Source organism: Flagellimonas beolgyonensis (assembly GCF_003992615.1).
Taxonomy (GTDB): domain Bacteria; phylum Bacteroidota; class Bacteroidia; order Flavobacteriales; family Flavobacteriaceae; genus Flagellimonas; species Flagellimonas beolgyonensis.
The window spans coordinates 320825-347380 of sequence record NZ_RZMY01000016.1; the positions used below are offsets into that span (position 1 = coordinate 320825).

The following is a 26556-nucleotide window of genomic DNA, read 5'->3' on the forward strand; positions in this document are numbered from 1 at the left end:
GGGGCGTTTTCATTAACTAACTAAATCAACCTAAAATATAGAGACACCAATACGTGGTGATGCTATTTGTACACCGGTTCGGACGGCAACATTATTGTGTCTTGGATAATGATAATCGGAATACGAGAAATAAAAATGGGCATGTTGGTAATAGTGTTCGCTATGCTGGCAATGTGATCCACAATGCTCGGCATGTTCTGCATAAGCATCGTGCTTACCTTTCATGTAAGCCCTATATGCTTCTTTATCCCGTTTTCGCAAATCCTTTTCATACTTCTTTTGGTCCTTCCAAATATCTTTTTCATCATCTTCATTGGCCAAATCCAATGATTGTTCAAATGCTGCATCCTGTCTGGCACGTTGCTCGTAATAGGACTCTTTGTCCATTGTATCACTATCATTATTTTCTTGGGCCGCCAAGGTGGTTGAAAAGATCAAAAGTATGTAGCCTATCGTAAAACCAAATTTTCTCATCCTAATCCTTTTTCAGTGTATTAAAAAACTTTCTTTTACATACATAACAACCGAAACGGGTTTGACCCTAATCCTTGGAACAAAAAAAGGGACGAAACGCCCCTTTAACCCCATTCTTGAAATGGAACATTATTTGCCCAGCATCAACAACTCGTTGCATTTCACCTCGGTGATGTAGCGCTTTTCCCCTTCCTTGGTTTCGTAGGAACGTGACATCAATTTTCCTTCAATGACCACTTCCTTTCCTTTGGCCAGGAAATTCTCGGCTATCTCTGCTATTTTTCCCCAAGCCACTATATTGTGCCATTGGGTATCGGTTACCTTTTCACCTTCTGCATTTTTATAGGTTTCATTCGTGGCCAAGGAAAATTTTGCCAGTTTACTGCCATTTTCCATAGTCACCATTTCAGGATCATTTCCCAAATTACCAATCAATTGTACTTTGTTTTTAAGTGAATTCATGTTGTAAGATTTAAGAATTAAACAAATTGTATTGTCAAACTCCACGGTTCGACAACGCAAACTTAGTAGCAGTGAAAAATTAGAATCGGTTTGAAATGGTTTACTTTCGTTTGTAAACGGATGTAAATGTTTATCTTCAATTTTGATTACAGAATGTGACCCATCAAAACAAGATGTGTCTAACCAAATACCAAACCAACAACCAACATGGCGATTCGAAGCATTGACAAGTATACCGTGGTGAAACGGTTCAGTCTTGGAAAACGAATGTATGACAAATTGGATACCATTTACATTCAAGAACAGGATATGATCCATGGAGAACCCCAAATGGTCTTCAACAGTGACAAAGCGTATGTGACCGATATTCTTCCCGACATTTATATTGCCCTAAAAGAAGGCTTTATAGAGCTGAGTCCAGAACACCCTTAATTTGGCAAAAGACCCTTCCACATTACCTGTTAAAACCTGTTAAATACTTGGTTTTCTGATAAATATGTGTATATTAATAGTATGAGTTACACAAGAAAACAAATTCTTGACCACGTATTCTAGGTCATTCCCCTGACCACTATTCTTATTGGGAAACGTCGAGCATCTTTCCCTTCTCCAACAACTGCAATGACAATTTAAAGTAGGATTTATCCCCTACCCGCTCATGCTCAAAACTGAAGTTTAATCAAAAAAATACAAAACATGGAAACCGTAAAAACAAAAAATAAATCCTTTAAAAAATTAGGATTCACCTATTTGGAAACCGCTGAAATTGTTGTCACACTGAACACACTTTTGGCCAATTACCAAGTATTCTACAACAAACTCCGCAATTTTCACTGGAACGTTGAAGGACCGGACTTCTTCGAACTGCACGAAGTGTTTGAAGACGAATACAATGTGGCCAAAAAGAACATCGACATTGTAGCGGAACGCATCCGAGCTTTTGGAATTAAACCCCATTTCACCATGACCAAAACCATGGAGCTGTCACAAATTGAGGAACCCTCCAAAGAGTTATCAGCATTGGAAATGGTGCGTGAGGTCTTGAAAGACTTCGAAATTCTCCATAATAATATGTTGGATGGTATCAATGCCTCTTTGGAAACCGGAGATGTGGTCACCGAACAAATCCTGACCGATTTCCTATCCTACTTGGAGAAACGAAACTGGATGTTCACTTCCTATTTGAAATAATCCATCATAGCAAAACAAAAATCATTTAGTAACTATAAAAAACAGAAACCCATGAAAACACTGACAACCCTAGTATCACTTATTTTATTGACCGGATTCTTCGGAAATGCCCAAAATAGCACCGAAGGAAAAATGAACGCGACCATCCATAAAACCTTTGCCATTGAAAAAGATGGAACCGAAGTCCCATATAATGTAAAGGTCATGGAGCACAGAAACTATCCGGTAGCCTTGGAGAACAAGGACAAACAAATGGTCAATCAGGACCGAAACACCCAACCAGCCCAAGTGACCAAACTCATTGCTGTGGACACCAACAATGATAAAGAGTACGATCATTATATGGTGTTGAAGTACAAACGTTCCGTAACCGATAGCTTTACCGTAGTCCCTACCAAAAAGGGATTCGCCGTAAAAGTGGACGACAAAACCATGGAATATTTTGTACAAAAAGGCATCTATTTCATCAACAATGAAGACCAAGATTTCTTCTCGGTTGAAGAATTTAAGGAAATAGGATAGTTTTCAGGTTTCGTTTTTTGATTGACAAGAGGGGTCGGGATTTTTCCCGGCCTTTTTGTTTGTGATAATCCCTCCAAATCCACCTATCTTTGGGGCAAAATCGATGATATGTCAACCTGGCTGCACCCTATCGAATTGGAAGGGAACCTTGTAAAACTTGTCCCGCTTCAAAAATCCCACAAAGTGGACTTGGTATTCGCGGCATCCGATGGAAAGCTTTGGGAACTTTGGTACACCACCGTGCCAACACCCACCACTATGGATGCCTACTTGAACACGGCTTTGGAGGAGCAAAACAAAGGCCTTTCATTGCCCTTTACTATCATCGAAAAAAAGACCAGTAAGGTTGTAGGCTCCACCCGATTCCTAAACGTGGATGCCAAAAACAAAAGAGTAGAAATCGGGGCCACATGGTATGCCCAAAAGGCACAACGGACCGGCATCAATACCGAAGCCAAATATTTGTTATTGCGCCATGCCTTTGAGACCCTCGGTTGCATTGCCGTCGAGTTCAGAACGCATTTTCACAACCATCCATCGCGAAACGCCATTCTACGATTGGGCGCCAAACAAGATGGCATCTTACGAAACCATCGCGTCGATGCGGAAGGCAATTTAAGGGACACCGTGGTATTCTCCATTTTGGACAGCGAATGGAAAACGGTAAAAACTTCCTTGGAATTTAAAATGAAAAGAGGCCCATTAAAATAGGTCGACCCCCAATTACCCTTTGCTTTGCTTCAAGAGGTGGGCAAAATTATAGCTCGCCAACTCAAGATTGTGGAAACTTTTCGCCTTGGCTTCGTCCAGATTGCCAATTTGGTTGAGGATGGAAACCGCGTAGTCCAATCCCATCTGCTGTATTTGGGCTATGGTCACATCAATAGATCCACAGAAGGCGGCAATGGGAACATGATGGCGCTGTGCTGCTTTCACCACGCCGTTAATGGTTTTACCGGAAAAAGTCTGCCCATCCAGTTGCCCTTCGCCAGTGATTACCCAATCTGCATGCTCCAGGACCGGATCAAATTGGGCCAGTTCCATCACCAAATCGACTCCTGAGGTAAGCTCCGCCTCCAAAAAGACCACAGCACCACCACCAACACCGCCCGCAGCACCTGCACCGGGAATTTGTTGCACATCCACACCAAAAGTTGCTTTGAGCACCTTGGCAAACTGTTGTAGTCCCCGATCCAATGCTTCCACTTCTTGTGCGGAAGCTCCTTTTTGAGGTCCATAAACTTTGGCAGCTCCCTGCTCGCCATAAAATGGATTGGTGACATCGCAAGCGACCTTTACATCGGCGGATTTAAGTTTGGGGTGGACGTGTTCTGCATCAATAGTGGCAACATGCTCCAAATTTTTTCCAATGGGTTCCAACTCATTTCCATGGGCATCCAAAAAAGTATATCCCAAGGCAACAGCCATGCCCATTCCCCCATCGTTGGTGGCACTTCCGCCGATACCCAGAACAATTTGCTCGGCTCCTTTTTCCAAGGCATCCGAAATGAGTTGTCCCGTGCCCAACGTAGTGGTCTGCATACAGTCCATTTCCGATTTCTTGAGCAATTTATACCCCGAAGCTTCCGACATTTCGATAAAGGCAGTCTTCTTATCATCCGACAACAGATAATGGGCCTCAATGTCACGAAACAAGGGATCCTTCACGGGAACTACTTCTTGGGAAGCATTCAAATAGTGGGCAACCACATCAATGGTGCCATCGCCCCCATCTGCCAAGGGTCGTTTTACAATTTCGCAATTTGGAAATACCTTTCGGATACCACTTTCCACGGCGGAGCAAAACTCTTGTCCGGTCAAGGAACCTTTGTATTTATCGGGTGCGAGCACGAATTTCATCCTTACAATTTACTGAAGATTCTCGGAGAAACAAGGATACGTTTCAAAACGGCACAGGTTTTGCACCTTGAGGGGAAGTAATTACCTTTAATAAAAATTGAACCATGAAAAATAGCATCCTTTCTTTAATGGCCCTTTTGTGTGCCACTTCCTTTTTTGCCCAATCCAAAAGTTTTCTAGATACACCTTATTTGGAAACTTCCTCCCAAGTGGACACCTTGGTGACCCCTGATAAGATCTATCTCAACATCACCATTCAAGAAAAAGACAGCAAAGGAAGGGTTTCGGTGGAGGAACAGGAAAATAAAATGGCCTTGCGTTTAAAGGCTTTGGGCATCGACTTGGACAAACAATTGGTGATCAAAGATTTTAGCAGCAATTTCAAGAAATACTTTTTACGCGACAAGGAAGTATTGAAAAGCAAACGATATTCCCTCTTGGTCTATTCCGGCAAACAAGTGGGAGACGTTATGGTCGCATTGGAGCAACTGGACATTGCCAATGCCTTTGTGGAAAAAACGGAATACTCCAAAATGGATGCATTGGAGCTGGAGCTCAAATCTAGGGCCATCAAAAAAGCCAAACTGAAAGCCGAAGCATTGACCAAGCCCTTGGGCCAAAAAGTGGGCATGGCCCTTCACATTGTGGACAATTCCCAACCCTATTATCCCAGATACGATCAGGCGCCACGCATGGAGCTTAAGGCTGTTTCAGCAGATATGGGCCAGGCGCAACCTTTGGACATCGATTTTGAGAAAATAAAGGTGGAAACCATGGTGAACGTAAAATTCGCGCTCTCCAATTAATCGTATTTTTAAGTCACCATCAAAAAAACAATACCATGAAAAATTTGTTGTTCCTTTTTTTATGTTCCGTCGGGCTTGTTTCCGCGCAGGAGACTTTACAATTAAAAGAAGGCCAAAGCTCACCAAAGGCATCTTTGAGCCAAGTTTCTTGGATTGCCGGACATTGGACCGGTGAGGCATTTGGGGGCACGGCCGAAGAAATTTGGAGTGAACCTCTTGGTAGATCCATGATGTTTGTGTTCCGTTTGGTCTCAGATGGGCAAGTATCCTTTTATGAAGCCGGCCATATCCAAGAAATTGATGATTCCCTGATTCTCCAATTGAAACATTTTGATGCGAACCTTCGCGGCTGGGAGGAAAAAGATGAAACCATCGATTTCAAATTGGTAAAGCTGGAACGGAACAAAGTCTACTTTGAAGGATTGACCATGGAGCTGATCAATCAAGACCAGATGAATGTCACCGTGCTCATAGAACAGGATGGAGAAACGGAAGAGGTGCTCTTCGCCTACAAGCGATCGCAGTAATCAAGTTTACCATACAATTTTTGGTTTGAATTAGTATCTTTAACAGACTAACTAATTCAACCATTCTGTGAAACCAAGACTACTCCTCCTGTGTGCACTGATACTGGCTTTTTCTCCTGTAGATGCACAAAGACGAAACAAAAAATCCGATGCACCATCGGTCATTGTCAACGATTCCCTCTTCCCAGGCTTAAAATGGCGGAGCATTGGCCCCTACCGAGGTGGCCGCAGTGTGGCCTCAACCGGCGTTGTTGGCCAGCCCCATACCTATTACATGGGCACCACAGGCGGTGGTATTTGGAAAACCACCGATGATGGCATCAATTGGACCAACATTTCCGACGGATTTCTCAAAACCGGGACTGTTGGCGATATTGCCGTTTCGGAAAGCAATCCCAATCTGGTACTGGTAGGAATGGGCGAACACCCAGCCCGGGGCGTTATGACCTCGATGGGTGATGGCGTTTACAAATCCACCGATGCCGGTAAGACCTGGAAGCATATCGGACTGGACAAATCCCGACATATTTCGGATGTGATCATCAACCCCACCAATCCGGATATCCTTTTTGTAGCCGCACAAGGTGCCCAATATGGCCCTTCGGCAGAACGCGGTGTGTATCGGTCGTTGGATGGTGGCGAAACCTGGGACAATGTATTGTTCGTAGATAACAATACAGGGGCCTCTTCCCTTTCCATGGATATGAACAATCCGTTGATCCTGTATGCGTCCATGTGGCAACACCGTAGATATCCCTGGACCATGGAATCCGGTGGTGCATCCTCGGGTTTGTACAAATCCACGGATGGTGGTACTTCTTGGACCAAAATGGAAAAAGGGCTTCCCAAAGAGTTCGGGAAATCCGGAATTTCGGTGTCCCGTGCCAATTCGGACATAGTGTATGCCGTAATTGAGGCTGAAGGCGAAAAAGGAGGCGTATACAAAAGTATGGATGCCGGAAAAACGTGGTCGCAGACCAGCAAAGACCGAATCAATATTGCCCGGTCTTGGTATTACATGGAGATCTTTGCAGATACACAGGATGAAAACATTGTGTACGTACTCAACGCCCCGGTTACCAAATCCATTGATGGAGGTAAAACCTTTACCCCTGTGCCAACGCCCCATGGGGACAACCATGATCTGTGGATTCATCCAAAGAACAACCAGATCATGATCAATTCCAACGATGGGGGCGCCAACATATCCAACAATGGCGGTAAAAGTTGGAGCTCACAACAAAACCAAGCCACCTCCCAATTCTATCGGGTAATTACGGACAACCTGGTTCCCTACAATGTGTATGGCGGCCAACAGGACAATTCTTCTGTGGCCATTGCCAGCCGCACACATGACGGAGGTATCGATTGGAAAGACTGGTATGCTGTTTCGGGCTGCGAAAGTGCCTATTTGGCCTTTGACCCCGACAATCCCGAAGTTGTGTATGGTGGCTGTTACCAAGGCATCATCGAAAAATGGGTCAGGGCTTCCCAAGAGTCCAAACCCATTAAGGAATATCCAGAACTGGGCTTGAGCAAAGTGCCCAAAGATTTCAAGTTTCGGTACAACTGGAATGCGCCGATCATCAGTTCGCCCCATGACCGAAATACCATTTACCATGCGGGCAACGTGGTATTCAAAACCCAGGACGGCGGCAACAGTTGGGAAGTGGTAAGTCCCGACCTCACACGAAACAACCCCAACCAACAAGGGCCGGGCGGTGGACCGTACACCAACGAAGCTGCGGGCGGTGAAAACTATAACACCATCATGTACCTGGTGGAATCGCCCCATGAAAAGGGAGTGTTGTATGCCGGTTCCGATGATGGCTTGGTGCACATCACCAAAAATGGCGGTGAAAGTTGGGTCAACATTACCCCTCCCGATTTAAAGGAAGGTATCATCAACAGCATCGAGGTTTCCCCACATGATGCTGCCACGGCTTACATCACCGTGATGCGGTACAAGTTCATGGATTTGGATTCCTATATTTTTAAAACCTCGGATTATGGACAAACCTGGACCAAAATTACCAATGGCATCAACGGAGAACATACATTCGCTAGAGTAGTTCGTGAAGACAAAAAACAAAAAGGGCTACTTTACGCCGGAACGGAAACCGGTCTGTTCGTATCGTTGGACGATGGAATGCACTGGCAACCCTTACAATTGAATCTACCAGTGGTACCCATCAACGATCTGGCCATCCAAGACAATGATTTGATTGCGGCCACTGCTGGACGTTCGTTCTGGATATTGGACGACTTGGGGGCCATCCAAAACAGTGTTGCACCAGTTTCCCAACTCAGCATTGTGACCCCGAAACCATCCTACCGAATTTTTAACGGAAGTACCGATAAACCGGTTCAAGGATTGGGGCAAAACCCGAAATCGGGCGTGACCTTTGATTATTTTCTTCCTAAAAAACTGGACACTACAGAACTGAAATTGGAAGTGTTGTCGGGCGGAAAAGTGATTCGAACCATCACCAATCAACCTAAAAAAGATTTCAAATCGTGGCCCGGGGGACCTCCAAAACCCGATGTACTCCCCTCGTTGAAAGGATACAACCGCTTTACCTGGGATTTCACCAAGGACCAAGTACCCGCTGTGGATAAGGTTTTTGTTTATGGGGATTATAAAGGGGCTCGGGTTGCTCCAGGCACATATACCCTTCGTTTGAGCACAGAAGGACAAACGGTGGAGACCCAGGCCATTGTACTGCCCGATCCCAAGGTGGAAGGCACCCCTATGGATTATGCCGAACAGCAATCGGTACTCAATAAAATTGATGAGACCCTGACCCAAATGCACGATGCCGTGAACCAAATGCGTACCGCCAAAACCCAATTGACAGGTTATAAAAAGCTATTGAAGGACAATGAAACTGCAAAGCCGTTGTTGGAAAATGGCGATAAACTCTTGGAACGCATTACGGCTTGGGAAGAAAAGTTGATCCAACCCAACCAGAAGACCTTTCAGGATGTGATCAACTTCCGCAACCAACTCAATGCGGAGTTCATGCACCTTAAAGGTTTTGTGGATGTGGCCGAACCCAAGGTTACTGAAGGTGCCAAGGAGCGTTTGCGCGACCTTTTAGCCCAATGGAAAACCTACGAGGATGAAAAGAACGCCATTGTAGACGATGGCATGCAAGCTTATAATCAGTTGTACAAATCGCTGGATATCCCGGCCATCATTTTACCGGAAAACTAATGGCATTGACCTTTTGGACAGAACAGGAGTTCATCAAAAAAGATTATCGGCAAGCAAAATTGCCCAAGGGCGATTATGAAAATTGCCGTTTTGTGGACTGCCTGTTCTCCGAGGGGTATTTGGACAATCAAAACTTTGTGGAGTGCACCTTTGAAGGGTGCGATTTCACCAACGCCAACATTTCCCACAGCATTTTCAATACGGTTTCGTTCGTGAACTGTAAAATGGTGGGGCTTCGGTTCGAAACATGTGATCCCCTGTTACTGTCCATCCATTTTGAAGGATGCAACCTTTCCCTTGCTTCTTTTTATGGGATGGAATTGCCACAGACCGTCTTTACGAATTGCAAAATGCACCAAGTCGATTTTTCGGAAACCCATTTGAGAGGGTCGTCTTTTCCGGAAACAGACCTAGAAAATGCCATTTTTGACCAAACAGATCTAGAGCAAGTCGATTTTGTTACGGCTTTTAATTTTAACATCGACCCATCCAAAAACAAGGTTCGAAAAGCCAAGTTCAGCAAGGAAGGTTTGATCGGTTTATTGAAAAAGTATGATATTGCGGTCACCTAATCTTATGCCATGGCTGAAAGAAACTGCTTGGAATGCGGCACCAAACTTGTTGGCAGGATCGATCAAAAGTTCTGCTCCGACCATTGCCGAAACGCCTATAACAACCGCTTAAACCGCGACAGTAAAAACCTAATGCGGAACATTAACAACAAACTCCGCAAAAACTACCGGATTTTGGACAGTTACCCATTAAAAGACGGCAAGACGAAGACCACCAAAATGCGTTTGTTGGACAAAGGCTTCGATTTTGAATACATCACCAACCTGTACACCACCAAAAAGGGGTCCACGTACTATTTTGTTTACGACTTGGGTTATTTGCCGCTGGACAACGATTACTTTATGATTGTAAAAAGGGAATAATAGGTTTACTTATAATTCTGCCCACTCAATTTCAGGGCAGCCACCACAATATCCTTTCTACTGATTTGCCCGACCAGGATGTCGTTTTTCATGACGGGTAATCGCCTACGGTTGTGCCTGTCAAACACACCGGCCGCATCAAAAATAGACATGTCGTGTGGTATGGTCTCCACATTTTTGGTCATAAATCGTTCCACACTCTTGTCCAGAATGGGCTGGTTAAAATACCGACTTTCGGAAATTTGCTTCATACAGTCCGCTTCCGAAACAATACCGACCAAAAAACCATTATTGTCCAAAACAGGTCCACCGGAAATATGGTGCTTTGCAAAAGTTTCCATAACTTCCAAAATGGACTGATCGGGTGAAAAGGTGATCAATTTTTTGGTCATATAGTCTTCCACCAAAATGGGGGCATTGTATTTCTTCTTCGACTCCTCTTTGGACCGAACGCCTTGAAAACTTTTGATTGCCATATGGTTAGATTTTAAAGTTGTTAACTAAATATAACTTTTTTTAGTGAATAACCTAATATATTAGATCTAAATATGAGAACCTTTCAGAATTTTATACATTTATGAAGCAACTGACTTAAACATGAAGTTTTCCCGAACCCTTGCCCTTATCCTTCTTTTTATCGCCGTGTATTGGAGCTTTACATCCCTAATGCCCTCCTACCATGCCGACCTTCAGAATCCTGCCCAAGAATTTTCAACTGATAGAGCATTGGAACATGTCAAAAACATGTCCATTGAACCGCATGCCGTAGGCTTTCCCGGGCATGAACGTGTTCGAAGCTACATTTTAGCCGAACTGAACAAAATGGGATTAAAGACCCAGATTCAAGAAGGGTATACGGCCGGTGACTGGGGCAACCTGAGCAAGGCGTCCAATATTTTGGCACGAATTGAAGGTTCAGGCGATGGTAAGGCCTTGTTGTTGCTGTCCCATTATGACAGCGGTCCCCATTCTTCGTACGGCGCCAGTGATGCTGGAAGCGGAGTAGCAACAATACTGGAGAGTGTCAGGGCATTTTTGGCCCAGAACAAACAACCCAAGAACGATATCATCATCCTGATTTCCGATGCCGAGGAACTAGGATTGAACGGGGCCGATCTTTTTGTGAACCAGCATCCTTGGGCCAAAGATGTGGGCCTAGCGCTCAATTTTGAGGCTCGCGGCTCGGGAGGACCAAGCTATATGCTGATTGAGACCAATCGGGGTAATGGCAAATTGATCCAAGAGTTTGCCAAGGCCAATCCGAAATATCCCGTGGCCAATTCGTTGGCTTACAGCATCTACAAAATGTTGCCCAACGACACAGACCTTACCGTATTTCGAGAAGATGAGGATATAGAGGGTTTCAATTTTGCCTTTATCGACGATCATTTCGATTACCACACCGCCTTGGACACCTACGATCGATTGGACCGGAAGACTTTGGCCCATCAGGGCAGTTATTTGGTGCCACTTTTGGCCTATTTCAGTGATGCGGACCTGAACAACCTCAAAAGCTTGAATGATGAGGTGTACTTTAACCTCCCGCTTTTTAAACTGGTCTTCTATCCTTTCGAATGGATCTGGCCCATGTTCTTTTTGGCCGTGATCGCATTTATTGTATTGCTGGTTGTAGGATTTAAAAAACAGCAACTCCATGCCAAGGATATCCTAAAAGGATTTTTACCAACATTGATCACCTTGGCCATCAACGGCGCACTGGGTTATTTCTGTTGGACTATTATTACTTGGTGGTATCCTGGTTTTAAGGATATGCTCCACGGTTTCACTTATAATGGCCATACCTATATTGCCGTGTATGTTTCGCTTGCCCTTGCCGTTTGTTTTTACGTATACCACAAATTCAAAAAAATAAGCACGGCCAATCTTTTAGTGGCCCCCTTGTTTGTTTGGTTGGTCATTTGTGCATTGGTAGGACTGTATTTGAAAGGGGCCGCATTTTTCATTATTCCTGTATTTGGGATGCTTGCCGCGTTTTTGGTGACCATTCATCAAGACGAACCGAACCCATTTCTCATGGTTTTCCTTGCATTGCCTGCTGTGCTCGTATTTGCTCCATTCATCAAAATGTTTCCTGTCGGCTTGGGCCTAAAAATGATGATGGGCGCCACCTTGATGACCACATTGCTCTTCTTTTTGGTATTGCCCTTTTTTGGCCAATTGAAAAGCAAGGGGCGTTTGGCCTACCTGTTCCTCCTTTTGTTTTTTGGTTTTGGCATTTCATCCCATATCCAATCCGATTTTAATGAAAATCGACCCAAACCAAGTAGCTTGCTCTATATCTACAATGCAGATACTGACTCTACCGTGTGGGCCACCTACGATAAAAAAACAATAGGTTGGAACGATCAATTTTTAAAGGACAACAAACGCAGTCCGGATGGACAATCATTGTTCAGCAAATACCGAACGAAACTGAACTTTATTGCCGATGCCCCTAAAAAGGATATTGCCCTACCTTGGATCGATACGGTAAAGGATACGATCATAGGCGAAAACCGTTTGATCGAACTGTGCATCACCCCCAAAAGAAATGTAAACCGCTTGGATGTATATACCAACCCCATACCGTTAAATGCGGCCACCGTTAATCGAATTCCCTTATCGCCCTATTACTTGGAACACAGGAGCGCCAGATTGATTACCCATTACATTTCCAACAACCATTTTACCGAACTGGAACTTTCCTTTCCCAAAGACTCGGTTTTGGAACTTTCGCTCTACGAGGCATCCAACGATCTGCTTACCAACCAAGAGTTCAGCGTACCCAAAAGACCCGATACCAGCATACCCATGCCCTTTGTGCTCAACGACGCCATTTTGACCATTAAAACCATCCGATTTGAGTAAAAAAATAGGTGTTCTCGGGTGTGGTTGGCTGGGTTTGCCCTTAGCTACGCAATTGGTTGCCGATGGGTTTGTGGTATTCGGCACCACCACTACTTCGGAAAAAATACCCGAGCTAAAGCAAAAAGGAATAATTCCCTTTCAAGTGGCATTGTCCGAAAACGGGATTGATGGTGATATGGAGGTTTTTTTTTTCGAATTGGATATTTTGGTGATCAATGTGCCTCCAAAATTAAGGGGCGGAAATGCAGAAAATTATGTGCGTAAAATGCAACACTTGCACACTGCGCTTAAAAAGACGGACCTGAAACACCTCATTTTTGTGAGCAGCACCTCGGTGTATGGTGATTTGGAAGGAGAGATCACTGAAGAAACGGTTCCCGAACCAAAGACCGAATCCGGAACACAACTTTTGGAAAGCGAAGCCCTGTTCCAAAATGATACCGATCTAGAGGCCACCATCATTCGGTTTGGTGGACTTATTGGTCCCGATCGGCATCCAGTTACCCTACTTTCGAAAAAACAGAACCTTTCAGGTGGTAATGACGCCATAAACCTGATCCAATTGGAGGACTGCATCCACCTCATCACCACCATTATCTCGGAAGGCTATTGGGGAGAAATCTTCAATGGGGTGTATCCCGATCATCCCCAAAAAAAGGATTACTACACAAGGGAAGCACAAAAAAGAGGTCTGCCCCAGCCCGAATATGTGGATGAAGGTTCTGGAAGACGGGGAAAAGTTGTGGTCAGCAAAAATTTTATGGAAAAAAAGCACACCTTTCGCACCCCAGTCGCATCTTAAAATCCCTAATCTATACTTATAGGATTCTTAACAGGATGATACCGAATATTTTGTTAGTTTTGGCCCACTAAATTGAAGATCAATGAAAAAGACAGTTGTGCTACTGCTATTCGTTATGATGGGAGTAAGCGGAATTTCCCAAACCAAGAGTGAACTTTTAAAGCATTTTGAGGCGTATTACAATGAAATGCGCTTGCAAGGCGACATCAATGGCGTTATTGGTGCTTTGACCCATTTGAACGTATTGGCCCCTTCTACGGAGCGTAGGGACACCCTTGCTTTTGTATACATGAACAATGGGCAGCATATTCAGGCATTGAACACCATTGGAATCGAAAAAAATGCCAACGATTCAGACCTTGCCGTACAGATAAAGGCCGTATCCCTAAAGGCCTTGAACCAACCCAAAAGAGCGCTGGAACAATTCGAAGAATTGTATAAAAGAGAAACTTCACCCTATGTGGCCTACGAATTGGCAGACCTTAAAATACAGACCGGGGATGTGGATGGTGCCGTGGCCAACATCGAATACGGTATCGCCAATGCCACCGACGACATGCAATATGCCTTTTATGAAAGACAACAGCCATACGAAGTTCCCTTAAAAGCCGCTTTTTACCATTTAAAAGGCCTGGCGGACTTCAACAAGGACAAATCGAATATTGATGGGGCCATTGCTTCCATTGATGAAGCTTTGAAGATAGCCCCCAACTTCAACCTGGCCAGTTTGAGCAAACAGGCCCTCGAATCCAGAAAAAAAGAGAATACCGGCGGTAACTAATTTTGTTGCTTGGCCTTTAGTTCAAGGAGCAAAGCATCATCCTTTTTCTCCTTGATCTGGACCAATTCGTCCACATTTTCGTTGGGCACCGCGATTGAAAGTACATAATGGGCAATTTTCCATTGCCCATTTTCTTTTTTCAATACCCCAGAGCCCCTGCAGATTTTCATTTGGGTATCGAGCAATTCATCGAACCAGGCAAAAGTCTTGGCCTCGTTCATATAAATGTTGCGCTGCACCGCTGTAAAGCTCCATGCTTTTCCCCTATCGAAATAAGGTTTGGAAAAGGATCGGAATTCTTCGTTCTGCCAATTTTCCATGGCATCGGTTCCAATGAAAACGGCGTCTTTGGTCATCTTGCCAAAATAGGTGTCGAAATCAGCATTGGCAGCAGCTTTGTGCCAACTGTCCAAAACTTCGTTGATCTTTTGTTTTTCGGTGGTTTGGGCGGTCATATTGCCCATCACGAAGAGCAGTAGCGGTAGAAATAGTTTATTGTTCATCCAGTATCAGTTTTTTGTCCAATTGACTGTTGACTATCACATTGAATTGTTTGCGTAGGGCATTATAGGCTTCCAACATTTGAACGGTGGGTTCCGTAGTGGGCTGATTTTCCGATATTGCGGCCTTAACCTTGTACAGGTAGGTTCGAATGACCTGTTGTCGGCTCTTGATTTGAAAATTGTCGTACAATTCAGGATAATTCCCTTCATTCAAATTTTTCTCTTTTTCGATCAGGTCATCGATGGCCAGGGCAAGGTCTTCATTGTTGGTGGCCCGGTACAGGACATCCATGCTGGCATTGAAGGCCTTGAATTCTTCCCATCCGTCCACAATAGTGGTAGCCTCGGGGTTAATGGGTGCCTTATCCGGCATTTTCTGGTACTGAAACTCCAATTCGGTCATGTCCACCTCCTGTGTGGTGGATTCCGGTGATTTCTTGCACCCCGAAAGAACAACAATTACTAGAAGTATTCCCAACAATTTTCGCATAGGCGAATGTACAAATTTTAATAAAGGGTATCTTTGTCGTCAAACCGAATTAACTTCATTTTTAATGCACAAACCTATTCTCATTATTGGCGCTTGTGGCCAAATTGGCACGGAACTAACCATAGAACTTAGAAACAAATATGGCTCGGACAAAGTTATCGCCAGTGACATTAGAGAGGGCAGCGAAGCTTTGATGAAGTCCGGTCCCTTTGAACTATTGGATGCCACCAATTATGCTGCTATTGAAGATGTGGTCATGCACTATGAAATTGATGAGGTCTACCTCATGGCCGCCATGCTAAGCGCAACGGCGGAAAAATTTCCGATGCGGGCTTGGAACCTGAATATGAACTCCTTGTTCAACGTACTCAACTTGGCCAAAGATCGAAAGATCTCCAAAGTATTTTGGCCATCCAGTATCGCCGTTTTTGGTCCGAACACCCCAAAGGAGAACACCCCACAGAACACCATCATGGAACCCAGCACGGTATATGGGATCAGCAAACAATCGGGTGAGCGTTGGTGCGAGTATTATTTTAAAAAATATGGGGTTGATGTGCGAAGTGTACGGTACCCTGGATTGATCAGTTGGAAAACAATGCCTGGCGGCGGCACCACGGATTATGCCGTGGAAATCTACCACAAAGCCCTTGAAAATGGGGCATATGAATGTTTTTTGGCCGAAAACACCAAACTGCCCATGATGTATATGGATGACGCCATTCGAGCTACCATTGGTTTAATGGAAAGTCCGGCAGAGCACATCAAAGTGCGATCGTCCTATAATTTGGGCAGCATGAGCTTTACCCCAGAAGCAATTGCCGAAAGTATTCAAAAGCATATTCCTGGATTCCAAATCAGCTATGCCCCGGATTTTAGACAAGAAATCGCAGATTCTTGGCCCAGCAGCATCGATGATCGAGAGGCTAGGGAGCAATGGGGCTGGGAACCCAAATTCGACCTGGACCAGACCACCGCAGATATGCTTAAAAATTTAGGGAAGTAGCCGACTACTAGTAATCATCATCATCATCCTCATCGATGTCCTCCGCATCCTCGATTTCACCCGTTTCGTCGTCATCATCGTCATCGGAATCTGAATCGGAAAAGTCATCATCGTCATTGCCGGGGATTTTGCCGATATCTTCGGTATCGATGCTATCATCATCGTCTTCGTCTTCATCAAAATTGGCCATACTATGTTCCAATTTGGAGCTGATCTTTACGAGATATTTGGTATCGTCGGTAGACACCTCAACAGCCTCTATCAATTCGCCTTTGAGGTTCCTAAAATTGATTACGTCATTGTCCCCGTAACCATCGGGGTATTTCTCCACCAAAAGTTTAAGTACCTCGGGGGTCAACTTTTTGTAATCCACTATTACACGTTTGAGGTTGTCCATGGTGCTAAGATTTGTTTCAGATGGATTTAAAATTAGAATAAAAGTGTTTCCACCAAAAAAAATAATAAAAAAAATTATTAGTTGTCAAATGTGAAGGGAAATCCTTCGGGAACCATCTTGTTCATTTTTAAAGTTTTAGACCCATTTCCAATGCACTTTATTTGCTCAAAGATTATCCCAAATATTTACATCATACCATGGCCCAACTTTAGGTAAGCGGATGAAAAGACCTGCCTATTCTTATGTTTTGTGAAAAAGGTACATTAATGGCAGCAGGATAATGTATATTTCAAAGTAGCCCATGTTGAAACAGTGTTACAAAATTTTAAATTTGGGCAATGACGTTTGGATATAGCCCAATTTAAAAATGATAATAAATACCTTCTCCAATCGTTCAACTAATTATGGAAATTCTGGAATTCAAGCATTTAACAACCCTCATATTTTCCGCCATTTTTGGGGTTTTTGCAGTTTACCACCTGCTCTCTTATTTGGTTTTGAGGCACAGGATATTGCTGCACTATTTTATTCTGATCTTGGGGCTCGCCTTGCATTGGAGCCTATCGTTTTTCGCCAACAATTCTTTTAGCGACCACACCGCAATGATTGCTGAAAAAGCATCACTGACCACAGCAATGCTGACCACGTTTGGATTGTTGATGTTCACCAAGAACTATTTGAACATTACAAAGCACAATTTTCCCAAATTATCGAAAGTCTATTGTTCTTTTGTAATCCTAGTGGTCTGCCTCCCGGTTTTGCACATTTTCAATAACTTGCTCACTAGAATAGTCTGGTTGAACGATTCCATTGTACAACTTGCAGCCATCACCGCGATGGCTTCCATTTTTCTGAACATCTTTTCCGGATTTTGGCTGTTCAATGTACAAAAGTTCAATAGGTATTATCTGTATGCCTACGCCCCAATATTGGTTGCAGCCCTATTGTATATCAGCACTTGGTTTTTGAAACAGCATTACAATTTCAATGCAACTCCCTTAGTGCTGACCTCATCCGCGTTGGTGACCCTGCAACTGATTCTTTTTTCGCTTTTGCTGGCTTTTAAGTTCAAATCCATTGAGGAGGAGAACATGAAAATTCAGTTGGAAGCCAATCAAAGGCTAAAATCCGAAGTGGACAAGCAGACCAAAAAGCTCCAGATTGCCAACAAGGCACTTGAAACGCAAAACGAAGAGCTGGAAAGGGTGAATCAACTGAAGAATAAATTGTTCTCCCTAATGTCCCACGATGTAAGGGCCCCTCTCAACAATCTCAGTGTGATCATGTCCATGGTCGACGAGCATATGGTCGATCCTGAAGTGAAACCGATCATGGAAAAATTGAAAATGGAAGTTTCAGATAAGATCGAAATGGTGAACGGACTGCTTCAATGGTCCTACAGTCAACTCGAAGGGATGAAACTCAACAAAAAGAGATGTGATCTAGAAGCTGTTTTTACCACCCTTAAAAATGAGTTTGAACGAATGGCACAAGAAAAGGAGATCGCCATTACCCTGGATGTTTCCCATCCTGAAATCGTAGCCGATGAAAACATTTTAAAGGTTATTTTACGGAATTTGACCTCCAATGCACTCAAATTCAGCAATAAGGGACAAAAAATAGTATTCTGGTCTCAACAGCAAGACGACGGACATATTGAATTGGGCGTAAAGGATTTTGGAGTTGGTATGGACCCCAACTGGTTTAATCGGATTGCTCGGGGTGATAAACCAAAATCAACAAAAGGTACCTCTGGAGAAAAAGGCACTGGTTTTGGGTTATTGATCGCTAAAGATTTTGTGGAAATGCACGGAGGCGAAATGCGCTGTGAAAGTCAATTGAATGAGGGAACAAACTTTATTCTACGTTTTAAACCGGAATAAACCCTGCTCCCCCGTATAATTTCTTATTGGCTATTTTCATTCAAATGAATAATGGGATTGCTGCAAATCATTAAATCCTAAAAGCCCACAACCCTGTTTTCTGGCTGGAGCAAGAATTTTTGGATGTCTTCCGTTTTCAATGGCTTGTTGACATAGCCACTCACGTATTTCTTAAATTTCTTAGCCATTTTTTGGTCTTCTTCCGCAATGGACGAAGTAACGATAACGACTTCGATGTTCGATGGAAGCTTTTCAAGGCTCATGAACTCCAAAAACTCGAATCCGCTCATCTCGGGCATATTGATGTCCAAAAAAACGATTACCTTTTCCGAAGGATCTTCCCGAAATCGAAGATTATCGAGAGCCAATTCTGGATTTGTGAAGCTTTTGATTTTGTCTTCAAGCCCCAATTTTCTAAACTGTAATGCATTTATGGTATTGATGAGCTCCTCATCGTCAACCAAATAAATTTCCTTGTACATGCTCAATAGTTTACATTGTTAAAGAAAAGTTACCCCCTTCGTAGCGTTTTTCGGAACTATTGTTGTAAAAACCCCAAAAGTTGTAGGTGAGTAGAGGATTTTGATCCATGTTGCATGTTAAGGCTATGAAAATCCTGGCTATCAGATCGGTTTGGAAAAGGTATGCTATCACAGGCAATTACAAACTTAATGACCCTGTCATAGTTGAATGGCAACATCTCCAAAAGTAATTATGCCCATGGGGCAAACGCATTTAATGGGTGGGTGTTGAAATAAATATTTATCGCATATTTGAACTGAGGTAACATTAATCAGCGGGTAAGTTATAACCATTGCCCGACAATGGCAATTAGTCATCCCCTCTACCTAAATACGCTCTTATTGATTTTATTTTACCTTCCGTATTAATCGTGATTACATCGACCACATAATGTTCCTCTGTAGCATCAACAGTTATTTTCAGTTCGGCAGCTACCGTATCCTGATTTTCATAAATAGAAAGTACTTCTATCGCTATGGAATCTGCGGAATTGAAATTCTTCCTAGTTTCATTTATCGCATTCTCCTTGTCCTCAACACGAATCTTCCAGTCCCGGAGAACAATATCATTTGAAAACATTTTTTCGATACTGTCCAGATCCTTTTCTTCATACTTTTTTAAATAGGAAAGACATATTTCTTTATTCGATTTTTTAGTAAGGGGTTTATTTTTTATTCCCATTGGCAGTGATTTCACGGTTTTGATTTCGTTTTGCTTATCAATTCTTTTTGTTTGGGATTTATTGGTTTTAAACAAGCAACCGATTGTAAAAATGCTTTTGAATCGTTTATTTGAAGTTTTAAAAGACATTTAATTACTTTCTGTAAGCTTTTTAATTGCCATACTCAGCAGTGAATCTTCACCTGCCAATATATCATCGAGTGTTTTTGGAGCCATAATGTCGGGGTGAACCCCGTAACCCACAAATTCGCGCCCATCCGGATAAGTGTCCCTTTTGGTACAAATTCGGGCTTTCCCTCCTCCTGGCAAACGAATGAACATGGGTTGACCTGTGCTACCATACGTAAAATCACCCATGGTAGTGAAATGATCAATGGGATCGGCTGCAACCAGAAAATCTTCCGCTGCCGATGCTGTGTTGTTGCCGATAAGTACAATTGTTGGCAATTTGATCACTGGGTTATTGCTTGGGGCAATGGTGTCGGGTCCACTTTCAAACCAATAATCGTCTTTGTAGGCAGCCAATGCTTCACTGTCCCATGAATCCAAATTATCTGAATCTTCATCAACAAAGGCACCCCAGGCCTTATAGGCGGGTCTGTGGTCCCTTGTTTTCCATTTGGAAGTGATTATGGGACGATCGGTGAGGTATTTTAAAATATGGTATCCGTTCCACGAATTACCACCCCCATTTTTTCTAAGGTCAATAATCAATGCCTTGGAGGATTCAATGCTATCCAAATAACTTTCAAATTCTTCCACAATTTGGCTGTTGTCGAAGGAATTGAGCGACACATAGGCGACATCACCAATTTTCCTGAAAGATGACAGCTGCCACGGCTCGCTTGGAATGATCCATTCAATATTGGAAGGATCACGTCCCAGGGTAAGTTGTTTCAATTGATTTTCTGGAGTCCGTATTTCTATCTGAACGGAATCTGTTCGGATGCCCTGTAGCACTTCATGGGCTTCCATGTTACGTCTTATATGTTCGGTGGAGGAACTAATGTAGGGTCTGATATGCTTTTCAATATACTCTTCAACGGGAAGTCCGTTCACCCCTATCAGTTGTGACCCCAATGGAATTGTTGCTTTCAGTTGTTTGTCGGTATTGGTGAAATAAAGAGCACCATTAACTGGAGTGATGGTAACAGCAGGCGATCCAAATTCCTTTTTAAGCGAACTTGGAAGATAAATATTGGTATGTCCATCGCTCAGCAAGGCACATACTTCTTGAAGAATACGGTAATATTCCAAATTCGAGGGGGCATTTCGAACCTTGGGCAGGTAGTCCAACAAAACTTGTTGCCAGTCGAGGTTGGGCACTTGATCAAAAAAGGCGAAATTATATTTTACCTCTGTCCAAAAATTGATGAATCCGAACAATCGTTCGTCCTCGGTCAGGGACTCGCCGTTCAACGGTCTGTAAATCTTGTTCTTTTCCGAAACAAAAACATCCACCAAGGCGTCCATTGCCTCGACCAAATCGTTATCGGCGGAGTTGACTTCCTTTAGTTGATCTTCACTAAATTCGAAGGTGCCGGATGAGATAAAATCCAATGGTTTGCGAAGTTGAAATATTTTATTGCCGGCAAGGAAAGTTGCATTAAGACTAGAGGGAATTTCAGGTTCCAATTTTAAATAGAAGGTGCCCATCTTTCCAAGATTTCTTCCAGTATAACGATCAATGTGATGTCTAAATTCCGGCCATTGGGAATTTGCATCGTTTTTGCTTTGGAATTCATGAATGAAGATGGAAGTGCCATTTTTGGGATTGACCCACATAAAAGATCCTTCGGGTTTGGATAAGGTATCGTTTCCAATGACAAAGGGGAGGTTTTCCTCAGATTTAAAACCAATGCCCTTAAGCTTTTTTTCAAGACTATCAGAAACATTGACCATGTCTTTTTCACCCATTTCCACCAAAAAGGACATTAGATCGTATCCGGGGCTCATTTCTTCAAAAATATCCTTTGGAGGATCAATTTTCGCCTTTGGGGAACATGACGTAAGAATGGCGAAAATTGGTATTGCGGAAAGAAAAAAATTAAGGTGTTTTTTGCCCATCATTTTGGTGTGCCATAAGAAGTTTGAGATTGAACAATTGGGGGATGTTCCAATTTAAGAATTTTCGTTCACAATGATTAACCAATCGTTTATTGAACTTTAAAAAAATATTCAATAGCAGATGATGAACCACTACAACCTATTTTACGTACGGCATCTTCAAATCATCATTACTATTTGGTTCCAATCCAAAGGTCTGACTTTACTATGGTTATCTAAAACTATGGTCACCTTGACTAATTTCGTGGTTTTCTTCCTACCTAACCAAAAAACTCATGGCATAGACCACCGAAATCAAAGTCTGGTCCATCCCATGCCCTATCTTCGCTCCTATTGGTTGTCCCGTTTCACTGAGGCCGTTGGCTTTGTTTTGGGATACTATCGTTTTCAGGATCCAACCAAGGCATTGGACCACATTCCATTTTTATTGACCAACGTGGGTAAAAGTCATGTTTTTTTTGAATCCGCACCTTTATTTTTAATGATTCGAACTGAAAAAACAAATAACGATCATGAAAGTTTACGATGACAAGCATATCAAAAATGTGGTATTTGTAGGTGCCCATGGCAGCGGTAAAACCACACTCGCCGAAACCATGTTGTTTGAGGCGGGCCTAATCAACCGCCGCGGAACGGTAGAGAACAAGAATACTGTATCAGATCACCATGATATAGAACACGAACGGGGAACTTCGGTCCTTGCCACCCCATTGCATACCGAGTGGCGCAACTACAAGATCAACATTATAGACACGCCCGGACTCGACGATTTTATCGGAGAGATCCTTTCTTCCATTCGTGTGGCCGATTCCATCGTAACCGTAATCAATGCACGATATGGAGTGGAGATCGGCACAGAGATCATGTGGAACTATATTGATCGCTACAACAAACCTACTCTCTTTGTCATCAATCAAATCGATCATCCCAATGCAAATTTCGACGATAGTTTTAAAGGAATCCGTTCCCTTGTGGGATCCAACGCCGTAAAAATTCAATATCCCTTGGTCATCGATGGGGCACAGTGTATCGTAGACGTACTGAAAATGAAGCTGTACAAATTTGGTCCTGATGGCGGGAAACCCGAAAAATTGCCCATCCCCGATAACCAAAAGGAACTGGCAGATCAATTGCACAACGAATTGGTCGAAAAGGCCGCCGAAAACGACATGGAACTTTTGGAACTCTTTGTGGAGAAGGGAACGTTGAGCGAAGAAGAATTGCGAAAAGGAATTAAACTAGGCATGCTCAATCATGAGCTCTTTCCCGTTTTCTGCGTTTCGGCCCTTCAGGATATGGGCAGCGGCCGACTTATGGGCTTTATCGATAATGTGGCCCCGGCAGCGGCCGACCTGAAACCAGAACAGAGCGTAGAAGGTAAAGCCGTTAAGCCATTGCCTACTGAACCTACAGTACTTTTTGTATTTAAGACAGAATTTTTGCCAAATGTGGGTCAGATTACGTTTTTTAAAGTAAAATCCGGAGAACTCAAGGCAAACGACAAGCTAGTCAATGCCCGGAACGGTGAAACGGAGACACTGAATCAATTGTTTATCATGGACGGCAAGGAGCGCCGGCCCGTTTCAAAATTGAGCACAGGTGATATCGGCGCCTCACTCAAACTCAAATATACCGAGACCAACGATACATTGCACCCCGAAGGGCATCCGGTAACCATCAAGCCCATTCAATATCCCGAGGCCCGTGTTCGGAGGGCGGTGGCCGCTGTTGAGAAGCGTGATGAGGAAAAAATGATGGAAGCCCTTAAAAAATTGCACAGTGAAGATCCCACCGTTGTCGTTTCCTATTCCAATGAATTGAAACAGCAAATCTTGGCCTGTCAAGGCGAGTTACAACTATCGGTTATCAAATGGTCCTTGGAAAACGGGTATGGGGTCAAGGCCAATTTTTCACGGCCCCGTATTGCGTATCGCGAAACCATAACCCGACCTGCCACGGCCAACTATCGCCATAAGAAACAATCGGGCGGGGCCGGTCAGTTTGCACAGGTACATATGAAGATCGAACCCTGGCACCAGGATATGGCCGAGCCCGAGGGCTTTACCATACGCGGCAAAGAAGAGGTAGAACTGCCCTGGGGTGGTAAATTGGTCTTTTATAACTGTATCGTTGGCGGCGTTATCGATCTGCGGTTTTTGCCTTCGATAAAAAAGGGAATTTTGGAAGTGATGGAATCCGGTCCCTTGACCGATTCCTATATCCGTGACGTTCGTGTCATGGTCTACGATGGCAAGATGCACCCGGTCGATTCCAATGACATTGCTTTTAAGATTGCAGGTGCCCATGCTTTCAAGGCTGCCTTTTTGAATGCAAGACCCAAACTTCTGGAACCCATCCGTAACCTTAATGTAAAAGTTCCGGAAGATGCCGTTGGCCAGGTCATGACCGATCTGCAATCGCGACGGGCCGTTATTTTGGGAATTGAAAGTGCCGATCAGTATCAGATGCTCCGGTGTACCGTCCCTGAAGCGGAACTTTACGGGTATTCTACCGAGCTAAGGTCGCTTACCCAAGGGAAAGCCACATTCCATGCAAGCTTTTCGGCATTTGAGCCCGTTCCAGAAAACATTCAGGAAAAAATTGTAAAAGAAAAAGATCAACCTGTGGATGCGTGATTTGGAATTAGTCCCCAAAAAGGGTATCGGACATTACGGTCGACCCTTCCCGGTTGGGAAGAAAACCTAGTGGCCGATGCCCTATTTTTTTTAACTTCTTGGTCTTGAGTATCATCCGTTGGAAAATATTTGCTTCCGAAAATTGACGAAGACGGAAAAAAGAAAAAATCCAACCAATCTTTGGTTGTCAAATCTGCTTTCTTTCGCTTTTTTCTATTTTCTTCCTATAAATCCAAAATTGATCAATCGTTTATTTGACCTTATAAATTTTAATTGCAAATCCCATTTTGCATATCCTCAAGAGTGGGATTGAGTAAGTTTCTATCAACCGCCCATACACCGGAGAATCCACCAATATTGATCAATTCATCAAGGGCGCAGAAATTATTAAGCTTCAGATTATTGTTGATATAAATCCTTGAATCCACATTTCTCAAACCATTAAGACCGGATAACGACGTCAATTCAACATTAAGGCTTACAATAATTTCCTTGGCCGCCTCTAAAGACTCGAGACCTCTTAACGAAATTAAATTGGGAGATTTTTCAATGATTACAGTTGCCGAAGTGGATGTCGCAGCTATACCTGTTAAATCATTAAACAGGCCGCCCTCCAATGAAAACTTATTTTGGACAACATTCAAATCAACACCAGCCAAACTTTCCAAATTGTTATTGCTCTTGATAAAGAGTTCATTAACACTTTCAAGATTTGATATGGCAGACAAGGATAGGAGAGATTGATTCAACACAATGGATAAACGACCTACATTTTTCAGGTTCTCCAGACCCTCCAAAGAAGGAAGAGAATTTAATTCGCGTAGATCGAATGCATTTCCAACGGATTCAAGCTGATTTAATCCCATTAATGATGTCAACGCAATGTTTCTGGACAAATCTGCATTATATGAAATATTGTTCAGCCCCCGCAGACCATTCAAATCCTCCAAAGAATCATTGTTCATTATGGTCAACCTAACTACTGAAGAAATATTTTGTAGCCCTTCCAAACTTGTTAAAGATGGGCAGAAATTAATAGCAAGACCTTCCGTATCATCAGCAGTATAGGTTGTTAATTCCCCATAGATTTCTTCAATTCCACTTAAGGACTCGATTGAAGTAAGCTTTTCATTAGAACCGATATAGAGGTGTCCAACTCTTCGCAAACCTTCCAAACCATCCACGTTCTCTAAAGTATCATTTCCCAATATAAAGAGGAAGCCCGTAACTTCTTGAAGATTGGCAAGTGGACTCAAATCGATTATTTTGGGTTCTTCTGAATTGTCTGCATATCCTCGAATATGAAGGTCACCATTCACTCCCGAATAACACATTGCTCCAAATGAATCAACATCATCTTGAGTATAAAGAAAAATATCACCCTCATAAAATCCGACATTACATTGTGTGGTAAATGATTGTGCAGTGGTCCAGCTTCCAAAATTATTCGAGCAGACTCCCCGTGCATAAATATCATAACTTGTATTGGTAACCAAGTTTTGAATTTTAACTGATGAAGTGTTCACCCTAATTCTGGTCCCCTGTCCAATCGTAAATCCGCTCGGGCCATATTCAATATCATATTCCAAATAATCACCATTGGTGGTCCAACTAAGATTTAAGTTGTCATTCCCTATATCTTTCAGCGTCAAAGAAATACTGCCTTCACATTTTACTTCCGAAATAGGTGGATTTGGCGTTGGGGTGTCGGTATCTTCGCTACCGGAACATGAGTAAAACAATAGTGCAAGGAAAACAATAGAATAAACGGTCGGTTTAGTATTATAAATACGCATGGAAAGTAATTGGATAATCAGTTAAGCTGGGTATATATTATGTCAAGTCAGTTAGATTCTTTAAATGTAGGAAATTTCTATTGACCAAAAATTGGGTTTTCGGTGAAAGGAGGGAATAGTGGTCAATCGG

At 43.1% G+C, this 26556-nt stretch carries 26 protein-coding genes; 15 read left to right on the plus strand and 11 right to left on the minus strand.

The window, feature by feature from the left end; translation table 11 throughout:
* Positions 1-30 precede the first annotated feature (30 nt).
* The gene (locus tag EO131_RS12430) at positions 31-474 is read right to left on the minus strand and encodes a hypothetical protein (RefSeq protein WP_127022546.1); all 444 of its coding nucleotides are present in this window, start codon (positions 472-474) and stop codon (positions 31-33) included.
* Positions 475-603: 129 nt separating this feature from the next.
* On the minus strand, positions 604-936 hold the full coding sequence (locus tag EO131_RS12435) for a single-stranded DNA-binding protein (RefSeq protein ID WP_127022548.1): 333 nt from the start codon (positions 934-936) through the stop codon (positions 604-606).
* A 207-nt stretch (positions 937-1143) separates the two neighbouring features.
* Between EO131_RS12435 and EO131_RS12440 the strand changes: the two genes are divergently transcribed.
* The 4 genes from EO131_RS12440 to EO131_RS12455 all read left to right on the plus strand — a co-directional run bounded on the left by EO131_RS12440 (position 1144) and on the right by EO131_RS12455 (position 3360).
* Positions 1144-1368: a hypothetical protein gene (locus tag EO131_RS12440; protein WP_127022551.1), complete on the plus strand. Its 225-nt coding sequence runs from the start codon at positions 1144-1146 to the stop codon at positions 1366-1368.
* A 264-nt stretch (positions 1369-1632) separates the two neighbouring features.
* On the plus strand, positions 1633-2127 hold the full coding sequence (locus EO131_RS12445; RefSeq protein WP_127022554.1) for a Dps family protein: 495 nt from the start codon (positions 1633-1635) through the stop codon (positions 2125-2127).
* A 51-nt stretch (positions 2128-2178) separates the two neighbouring features.
* Complete coding sequence (locus EO131_RS12450) at positions 2179-2649, plus strand: hypothetical protein (protein WP_127022557.1); 471 nt, start codon at positions 2179-2181, stop codon at positions 2647-2649.
* Positions 2650-2757: 108 nt separating this feature from the next.
* Complete coding sequence (locus EO131_RS12455; RefSeq protein WP_127022560.1) at positions 2758-3360, plus strand: GNAT family N-acetyltransferase; 603 nt, start codon at positions 2758-2760, stop codon at positions 3358-3360.
* Positions 3361-3372: 12 nt separating this feature from the next.
* Here EO131_RS12455 and EO131_RS12460 read toward each other — a convergent pair whose 3' ends face one another.
* A complete protein-coding gene (locus tag EO131_RS12460) occupies positions 3373-4509 on the minus strand; it encodes a glycerate kinase (RefSeq protein ID WP_127022563.1) in 1137 nt (378 codons plus the stop codon).
* A 104-nt stretch (positions 4510-4613) separates the two neighbouring features.
* Between EO131_RS12460 and EO131_RS12465 the strand changes: the two genes are divergently transcribed.
* From EO131_RS12465 to EO131_RS12485, 5 genes are all read left to right on the plus strand, one after another.
* Positions 4614-5315: an SIMPL domain-containing protein gene (locus tag EO131_RS12465; protein WP_127022566.1), complete on the plus strand. Its 702-nt coding sequence runs from the start codon at positions 4614-4616 to the stop codon at positions 5313-5315.
* A 35-nt stretch (positions 5316-5350) separates the two neighbouring features.
* Complete coding sequence (locus tag EO131_RS12470) at positions 5351-5842, plus strand: DUF6265 family protein (RefSeq protein WP_127022569.1); 492 nt, start codon at positions 5351-5353, stop codon at positions 5840-5842.
* Positions 5843-5909: 67 nt separating this feature from the next.
* A complete protein-coding gene (locus tag EO131_RS12475) occupies positions 5910-9059 on the plus strand; it encodes a VPS10 domain-containing protein (RefSeq protein ID WP_127022572.1) in 3150 nt (1049 codons plus the stop codon).
* Complete coding sequence (locus EO131_RS12480) at positions 9059-9631, plus strand: pentapeptide repeat-containing protein (RefSeq protein ID WP_127022575.1); 573 nt, start codon at positions 9059-9061, stop codon at positions 9629-9631. Before EO131_RS12475 ends, EO131_RS12480 begins: the two co-directional genes overlap by 1 nt.
* Before the next feature lie 9 nt (positions 9632-9640).
* Positions 9641-9994, plus strand: a complete 354-nt coding sequence (locus EO131_RS12485) for a hypothetical protein (RefSeq protein ID WP_127022578.1) — start codon at positions 9641-9643, stop codon at positions 9992-9994.
* A 5-nt stretch (positions 9995-9999) separates the two neighbouring features.
* Here the strand turns inward: EO131_RS12485 and EO131_RS12490 are convergent, their stop codons facing one another.
* On the minus strand, positions 10000-10470 hold the full coding sequence (locus EO131_RS12490) for a CBS domain-containing protein (protein ID WP_127022581.1): 471 nt from the start codon (positions 10468-10470) through the stop codon (positions 10000-10002).
* Between the two features lie 121 nt (positions 10471-10591).
* Here EO131_RS12490 and EO131_RS12495 point away from each other — a divergent pair, with 121 nt between their 5' ends.
* From EO131_RS12495 to EO131_RS12505, 3 genes are all read left to right on the plus strand, one after another.
* Positions 10592-12862, plus strand: a complete 2271-nt coding sequence (locus tag EO131_RS12495) for a M28 family peptidase (protein WP_127022584.1) — start codon at positions 10592-10594, stop codon at positions 12860-12862.
* On the plus strand, positions 12855-13664 hold the full coding sequence (locus tag EO131_RS12500) for an SDR family oxidoreductase (RefSeq protein WP_127022587.1): 810 nt from the start codon (positions 12855-12857) through the stop codon (positions 13662-13664). Before EO131_RS12495 ends, EO131_RS12500 begins: the two co-directional genes overlap by 8 nt.
* Positions 13665-13746: 82 nt before the next feature.
* Complete coding sequence (locus EO131_RS12505; RefSeq protein ID WP_127022591.1) at positions 13747-14445, plus strand: hypothetical protein; 699 nt, start codon at positions 13747-13749, stop codon at positions 14443-14445.
* Here the strand turns inward: EO131_RS12505 and EO131_RS12510 are convergent.
* Both EO131_RS12510 and EO131_RS12515 read right to left on the minus strand, forming a co-directional pair.
* Positions 14442-14948 carry a nuclear transport factor 2 family protein gene (locus EO131_RS12510; protein ID WP_127022594.1) on the minus strand — a complete coding sequence of 169 codons (507 nt, stop codon included), beginning with the start codon at positions 14946-14948 and terminating at the stop codon, positions 14442-14444. The two genes, EO131_RS12505 and EO131_RS12510, sit on opposite strands and share 4 nt — an antisense overlap.
* Positions 14938-15438 carry a hypothetical protein gene (locus EO131_RS12515; protein WP_127022597.1) on the minus strand — a complete coding sequence of 167 codons (501 nt, stop codon included), beginning with the start codon at positions 15436-15438 and terminating at the stop codon, positions 14938-14940. Before EO131_RS12515 ends, EO131_RS12510 begins: the two co-directional genes overlap by 11 nt.
* 64 nt (positions 15439-15502) lie before the next feature.
* Between EO131_RS12515 and EO131_RS12520 the strand changes: the two genes are divergently transcribed.
* The gene (locus EO131_RS12520) at positions 15503-16444 is read left to right on the plus strand and encodes an NAD-dependent epimerase/dehydratase family protein (RefSeq protein ID WP_127022600.1); all 942 of its coding nucleotides are present in this window, start codon (positions 15503-15505) and stop codon (positions 16442-16444) included.
* Between the two features lie 7 nt (positions 16445-16451).
* Here EO131_RS12520 and EO131_RS17295 read toward each other — a convergent pair whose 3' ends face one another.
* Complete coding sequence (locus tag EO131_RS17295; RefSeq protein WP_206512888.1) at positions 16452-16841, minus strand: hypothetical protein; 390 nt, start codon at positions 16839-16841, stop codon at positions 16452-16454.
* A gap of 404 nt (positions 16842-17245) precedes the next feature.
* Between EO131_RS17295 and EO131_RS12530 the strand changes: the two genes are divergently transcribed.
* Entirely contained in the window at positions 17246-18724 is a 1479-nt protein-coding gene (locus EO131_RS12530; protein ID WP_127022604.1) for a sensor histidine kinase, read from the plus strand.
* Between the two features lie 77 nt (positions 18725-18801).
* On the opposite strand, the gene EO131_RS12535 is transcribed toward EO131_RS12530, so the two are convergent.
* From EO131_RS12535 to EO131_RS12545, 3 genes are all read right to left on the minus strand, one after another.
* Positions 18802-19206, minus strand: a complete 405-nt coding sequence (locus EO131_RS12535; RefSeq protein WP_127022607.1) for a response regulator — start codon at positions 19204-19206, stop codon at positions 18802-18804.
* 349 nt (positions 19207-19555) lie between these two features.
* Positions 19556-19942, minus strand: coding sequence for a nuclear transport factor 2 family protein (locus tag EO131_RS12540; protein WP_206512889.1), 387 nt, complete (start codon positions 19940-19942; stop codon positions 19556-19558).
* 114 nt (positions 19943-20056) lie between these two features.
* Positions 20057-21883, minus strand: coding sequence for a S41 family peptidase (locus EO131_RS12545; RefSeq protein ID WP_164731685.1), 1827 nt, complete (start codon positions 21881-21883; stop codon positions 20057-20059).
* 623 nt (positions 21884-22506) lie between these two features.
* On the opposite strand from EO131_RS12545, the gene EO131_RS12550 reads away from it, so the two are divergent.
* Positions 22507-24630 (plus strand): elongation factor G, encoded by a 2124-nt coding sequence (locus EO131_RS12550; RefSeq protein WP_127022612.1) that lies wholly within the window; start codon positions 22507-22509, stop codon positions 24628-24630.
* Between the two features lie 269 nt (positions 24631-24899).
* Here EO131_RS12550 and EO131_RS12555 read toward each other — a convergent pair whose 3' ends face one another.
* Positions 24900-26426, minus strand: a complete 1527-nt coding sequence (locus EO131_RS12555; protein ID WP_127022615.1) for a fibronectin type III domain-containing protein — start codon at positions 26424-26426, stop codon at positions 24900-24902.
* Positions 26427-26556 lie beyond the last annotated feature (130 nt).

Excerpts from the sequence above, each read along its gene's own strand:
- EO131_RS12460 (WP_127022563.1), bottom strand. The coding sequence starts at position 4,509 with ATGAAATTCGTGCTCGCACCCGATAAATACAAAGGTTCCTTGACCGGA.
- EO131_RS12450 (WP_127022557.1), top strand. The coding sequence starts at position 2,179 with ATGAAAACACTGACAACCCTAGTATCACTTATTTTATTGACCGGATTC.
- EO131_RS12485 (WP_127022578.1), top strand. The coding sequence starts at position 9,641 with ATGGCTGAAAGAAACTGCTTGGAATGCGGCACCAAACTTGTTGGCAGG.
- EO131_RS12465 (WP_127022566.1), top strand. The coding sequence starts at position 4,614 with ATGAAAAATAGCATCCTTTCTTTAATGGCCCTTTTGTGTGCCACTTCC.
- EO131_RS12530 (WP_127022604.1), top strand. The coding sequence starts at position 17,246 with ATGGAAATTCTGGAATTCAAGCATTTAACAACCCTCATATTTTCCGCC.
- EO131_RS17295 (WP_206512888.1), bottom strand. The coding sequence starts at position 16,841 with ATGGACAACCTCAAACGTGTAATAGTGGATTACAAAAAGTTGACCCCC.
- EO131_RS12455 (WP_127022560.1), top strand. The coding sequence starts at position 2,758 with ATGTCAACCTGGCTGCACCCTATCGAATTGGAAGGGAACCTTGTAAAA.
- EO131_RS12515 (WP_127022597.1), bottom strand. The coding sequence starts at position 15,438 with ATGCGAAAATTGTTGGGAATACTTCTAGTAATTGTTGTTCTTTCGGGG.
- EO131_RS12435 (WP_127022548.1), bottom strand. The coding sequence starts at position 936 with ATGAATTCACTTAAAAACAAAGTACAATTGATTGGTAATTTGGGAAAT.
- EO131_RS12555 (WP_127022615.1), bottom strand. The coding sequence starts at position 26,426 with ATGCGTATTTATAATACTAAACCGACCGTTTATTCTATTGTTTTCCTT.
- EO131_RS12505 (WP_127022591.1), top strand. The coding sequence starts at position 13,747 with ATGAAAAAGACAGTTGTGCTACTGCTATTCGTTATGATGGGAGTAAGC.
- EO131_RS12510 (WP_127022594.1), bottom strand. The coding sequence starts at position 14,948 with ATGAACAATAAACTATTTCTACCGCTACTGCTCTTCGTGATGGGCAAT.
- EO131_RS12430 (WP_127022546.1), bottom strand. The coding sequence starts at position 474 with ATGAGAAAATTTGGTTTTACGATAGGCTACATACTTTTGATCTTTTCA.
- EO131_RS12480 (WP_127022575.1), top strand. The coding sequence starts at position 9,059 with ATGGCATTGACCTTTTGGACAGAACAGGAGTTCATCAAAAAAGATTAT.
- EO131_RS12445 (WP_127022554.1), top strand. The coding sequence starts at position 1,633 with ATGGAAACCGTAAAAACAAAAAATAAATCCTTTAAAAAATTAGGATTC.
- EO131_RS12550 (WP_127022612.1), top strand. The coding sequence starts at position 22,507 with ATGAAAGTTTACGATGACAAGCATATCAAAAATGTGGTATTTGTAGGT.
- EO131_RS12545 (WP_164731685.1), bottom strand. The coding sequence starts at position 21,883 with ATGAGCCCCGGATACGATCTAATGTCCTTTTTGGTGGAAATGGGTGAA.
- EO131_RS12495 (WP_127022584.1), top strand. The coding sequence starts at position 10,592 with ATGAAGTTTTCCCGAACCCTTGCCCTTATCCTTCTTTTTATCGCCGTG.
- EO131_RS12470 (WP_127022569.1), top strand. The coding sequence starts at position 5,351 with ATGAAAAATTTGTTGTTCCTTTTTTTATGTTCCGTCGGGCTTGTTTCC.
- EO131_RS12535 (WP_127022607.1), bottom strand. The coding sequence starts at position 19,206 with ATGTACAAGGAAATTTATTTGGTTGACGATGAGGAGCTCATCAATACC.
- EO131_RS12440 (WP_127022551.1), top strand. The coding sequence starts at position 1,144 with ATGGCGATTCGAAGCATTGACAAGTATACCGTGGTGAAACGGTTCAGT.
- EO131_RS12520 (WP_127022600.1), top strand. The coding sequence starts at position 15,503 with ATGCACAAACCTATTCTCATTATTGGCGCTTGTGGCCAAATTGGCACG.
- EO131_RS12490 (WP_127022581.1), bottom strand. The coding sequence starts at position 10,470 with ATGGCAATCAAAAGTTTTCAAGGCGTTCGGTCCAAAGAGGAGTCGAAG.